The sequence below is a fragment of the Amaricoccus sp. genome (assembly GCF_017993425.1).
In the GTDB taxonomy this organism is placed as follows: domain Bacteria; phylum Pseudomonadota; class Alphaproteobacteria; order Rhodobacterales; family Rhodobacteraceae; genus Amaricoccus.
Genome location: NZ_JAGOMQ010000094.1, coordinates 1 through 3130, shown reverse-complemented (window position 1 = coordinate 3130; position 3130 = coordinate 1). Strand labels below are relative to the sequence as shown.

The 3130-nt window shown below is 72.7% G+C and carries 3 protein-coding genes; 1 reads left to right on the top strand and 2 read right to left on the bottom strand.

Annotated elements, in window-relative coordinates; genetic code table 11:
- On the bottom strand, positions 1 to 301 hold a 301-nt coding region (locus tag KBB57_RS20010), incomplete at its 3' end, for an ATP-binding cassette domain-containing protein (protein ID WP_367272726.1).
- Positions 302 to 648: 347 nt separating this feature from the next.
- A complete protein-coding gene (gene pdxA, locus KBB57_RS20005; protein ID WP_290754156.1) occupies positions 649 to 1716 on the bottom strand; it encodes a 4-hydroxythreonine-4-phosphate dehydrogenase PdxA in 1068 nt (355 codons plus the stop codon).
- Positions 1717 to 1787: 71 nt separating this feature from the next.
- Here pdxA and KBB57_RS20000 point away from each other — a divergent pair, with 71 nt between their 5' ends.
- Entirely contained in the window at positions 1788 to 2951 is a 1164-nt protein-coding gene (locus KBB57_RS20000; protein WP_290754153.1) for a DUF3108 domain-containing protein, read from the top strand.
- Positions 2952 to 3130 lie beyond the last annotated feature (179 nt).

The following is a 3130-nucleotide window of genomic DNA, read 5'->3' as shown; positions in this document are numbered from 1 at the left end:
TCGAGCGCGGGTTGCGGCCGCCGGGGCTCTGCTCGATGGCGATCGCGGGGCTCAGGCCCTCGATCAGGTCGGCGTCGGGCTTCGGGAACTGGGCCAGGAACTGCCGCGCCGAGGCGCTCATGCTTTCGACGTAGCGCCGCTGGCCCTCCGCGAAGATCGTGTGGAAGGCGAGGCTGCTCTTGCCCGAACCAGACGGGCCGGTGATCACGATCAGCTTGCCGCGCGGCAGGTCGAGGTCGACGCTCTGGAGGTTGTGGGTCCGCGCGCCGCGGATGCGGATGCATGACGCCGGCGTCGGCACCGGCGGCGTCTGGACCTCGGTCTCCGCCGGGAGCGGGGCGGGCTGGGGCGCGGGGGGAGGGGTTGGTGCGGGTGCAGGCGTGGGTGCGGGCGTGGGCGCGGGTGCAGGCGCGGGCGCAGGCGCGGGCGCAGGCGCGGGTGCAGGCGCGGGTGCAGGCGCGGGTGCAGGCGCAGGCGTGGGTGCGGGGGCAGGCGCGGGTGCAGGCGCAGGCGTGGGTGCGGGGGCAGGCGCGGGCGCGGCTGCGGCGCGGGCGGCTGCTGCTGCGGCACCGGCGGCGGAGATGGAGCGCGGTCGCGCGGGCTTCGGGGCCGCGGCAGCGCCGGCCTTGCTGGTCTTGGCGACCTTGCTCATCGTTCATGTCCCCGGGCGAGGGCGACGGCGGCGAACATGCTCGACGGGTCGACGAGGCCGCGACCAGCGATGTCGCGAGCGGTGCCGTGGTCGGGTGAGGTGCGGACGAAGGGCAGGCCGAGGGTCATGTTCACGCCGTCGCGCATGTGGAGCAGCTTGAAGGGTGCGAGGCCCTGGTCGTGATACATGGCGACGAGGCCGTCGAGCTGGCCATCGGCGTGGATGGCGAAGGCGGTGTCGGCGGGGAGTGGGCCGCGAAACACGGCGGGGTCATGGTGTTCGGCGGCCCAGTGGTTGAGGGCGAGGACGGCGGGCGCGACGGTCGTGGTCTCCTCGTCGCCGAGCATGCCGCGCTCACCGGCGTGGGGGTTGAGGCCGAGGACGCCGATGACGGGGCGCGGGACGCCGAAGTGCGTGCGCAGGGCGCGGGCGAGCAGCGTGCCGGCGCGGACGATGCTGGCGATGTCGAGGCGCAGGGGGACCTCGCGCAGGGGGATGTGGATCGTCGCCAGGACGACGCGCAGGGTCGGGCCGACCATCAACATAGCGAAGTCGTCGACGTGGGCGCGCGCGGCGAGGTACTCGGTGTGACCGGGGAAGGCGAAGCCCTCGTCGCGGCAGCCGGCCTTGTCGATCGGTGCGGTCACCAGCGCCCGCCCGCGCGGGTCCTCGAGCACGAGGTCGACGCCGCGCACCAACGCAGACACCTGTCCGTGGCGTCCAGGAGGTCCGTGGGGTGATGGCGTCGCGTCATGATCGAGCAGCGCTTCGATCACGGCGAGGCCGCGGGCGGCCCAGCCGCCGAGCTCCCTCGCAAGTCCTCGCAGGCGCACGGGGTCGGCGACCACCAGATCCCCTGAACGGAGCCGGCCTTCGGCCGCGAGCCGCAACAGCAGCTCGGGGCCGACTCCTGCGGGGTCCCCCTGCGTGAGCACGAGCCGGACCGATTCGGCGGACGCCGAGGACGGCGCCCCAAGGGGTGCGGTGGACCGCGCGGTGGGCGGCGCGGCGGACGGCGCGGTGGGCGGCGCGGCGGACCGTGGGAGGGATGGGCCAGACGACATTGGACGCTCGCCAGTTGGCGGCAAGGGCCGGGCATTCTAACATGCTCGGCCGGCCCTGACCGCGAGTAACCATGCACCTCTGGCTCCTTGTCGCGACAATCTTTCTGAGCGCACCCGCGGGCGCTGGCGACGTCGGCGAGGCCGGGAGCGCGAAGGTCATCACCCCGAAGAAGGCGCCGCGCAGCGAGCCCGCGGAGGAGGAGGCCGAGGGCAAGCCGGCGGCGCCGAGCCGTCCGGGCCCGCCCGAGCTGCGGCCGGCGGCGCCGGAGGTGGATGTCGGGCTGTGGGGCGACGACAGCTCGCGACTGCCGCGGGCCGAGCCGCCGGGGGTGGTGCGTGTGAGCTCGCGACGGGCCGCGACGCCGCTGATCGGTTGGAGCGGTGCGCTGGCCGAGCCGGCCTTCGTCGACCGCCACCAGCGTCTGCCGTGGACGCCGCGACCGGCGAGCTTCGGGGCGACGCTGCTGCCGGGCGAGCACTTCAAGTATGACGTGTACTTCGGGGGCAATCCGACCGGCATCGCCGAGGCGGCGGTGGTGCTGCGCGAGCCCGGCGTGAACGGCGGTCCGGACCGCGTTCGCCTCGAGGGTTCGGCGCGCACCAGCGGCGTCGCGGCGCTGCTGACGACGATCGTCTACGACATGGCGGCCTACCTCGACGCGGTGACCGGCGCGCCGCTGCAGACCGGCTCGATCACCCGCCGCGAGGGCCTGTCGAGCACATACAAGCGACGCGAGATCACGACCACCTTCTACGGGCGCGGCTTCGTGGAGCTCGCCGACGACAAGGACGGGAAGACCTCGACCACGCGGCGGCGCTTGCCGATCGACACCTTCGATCCCCTCTCGATCATGGCGTGGGTCCGCTCACTGGACCTTGAGAACGGCGGCAAGGCCAAGGCCTACGGCCTCGACGGCACGACCTTGTTGCGGGTCGACGTCATCTCTCGCGGGCCGATCCGCATGACTGACATGCCGCCGCTTGCCTCGGCGCTGGGGATCGCGCAGGACCAGGTCGTCGCCTACGACGGCACCATCACCCGCGTCGACCGCCACGGCGCCGCCATTCCCGGCAAGAAAGCGTACAAAATGCGGTTCTGGGTCAGCAACGAGGGGCGGAGGATCCCGCTCATGATCGAGAGCGACTTGTGGCTGGGCGTGGTGCGCTTGATTCTGACCCAGTACGACCCTCCGCACGAGCTCGCCGCCGGCCGTCCGGCAGGCCCGAAGGGCTAGCGAATCAGCCGTTTAAACGACGTTTCGCCGGTCCTGTCTCGCTGGCCACCGATCCTGTTACACTCTCGCCGCGCTTTCCAGGCCCACTCCAACGATGTCTCAACGCTACCGTCCACTCTACAAGCTCGACGCGGGCGGCATGGCCGAGGTCTATGTGGCCGAGGCCGAGTCGATGGCGG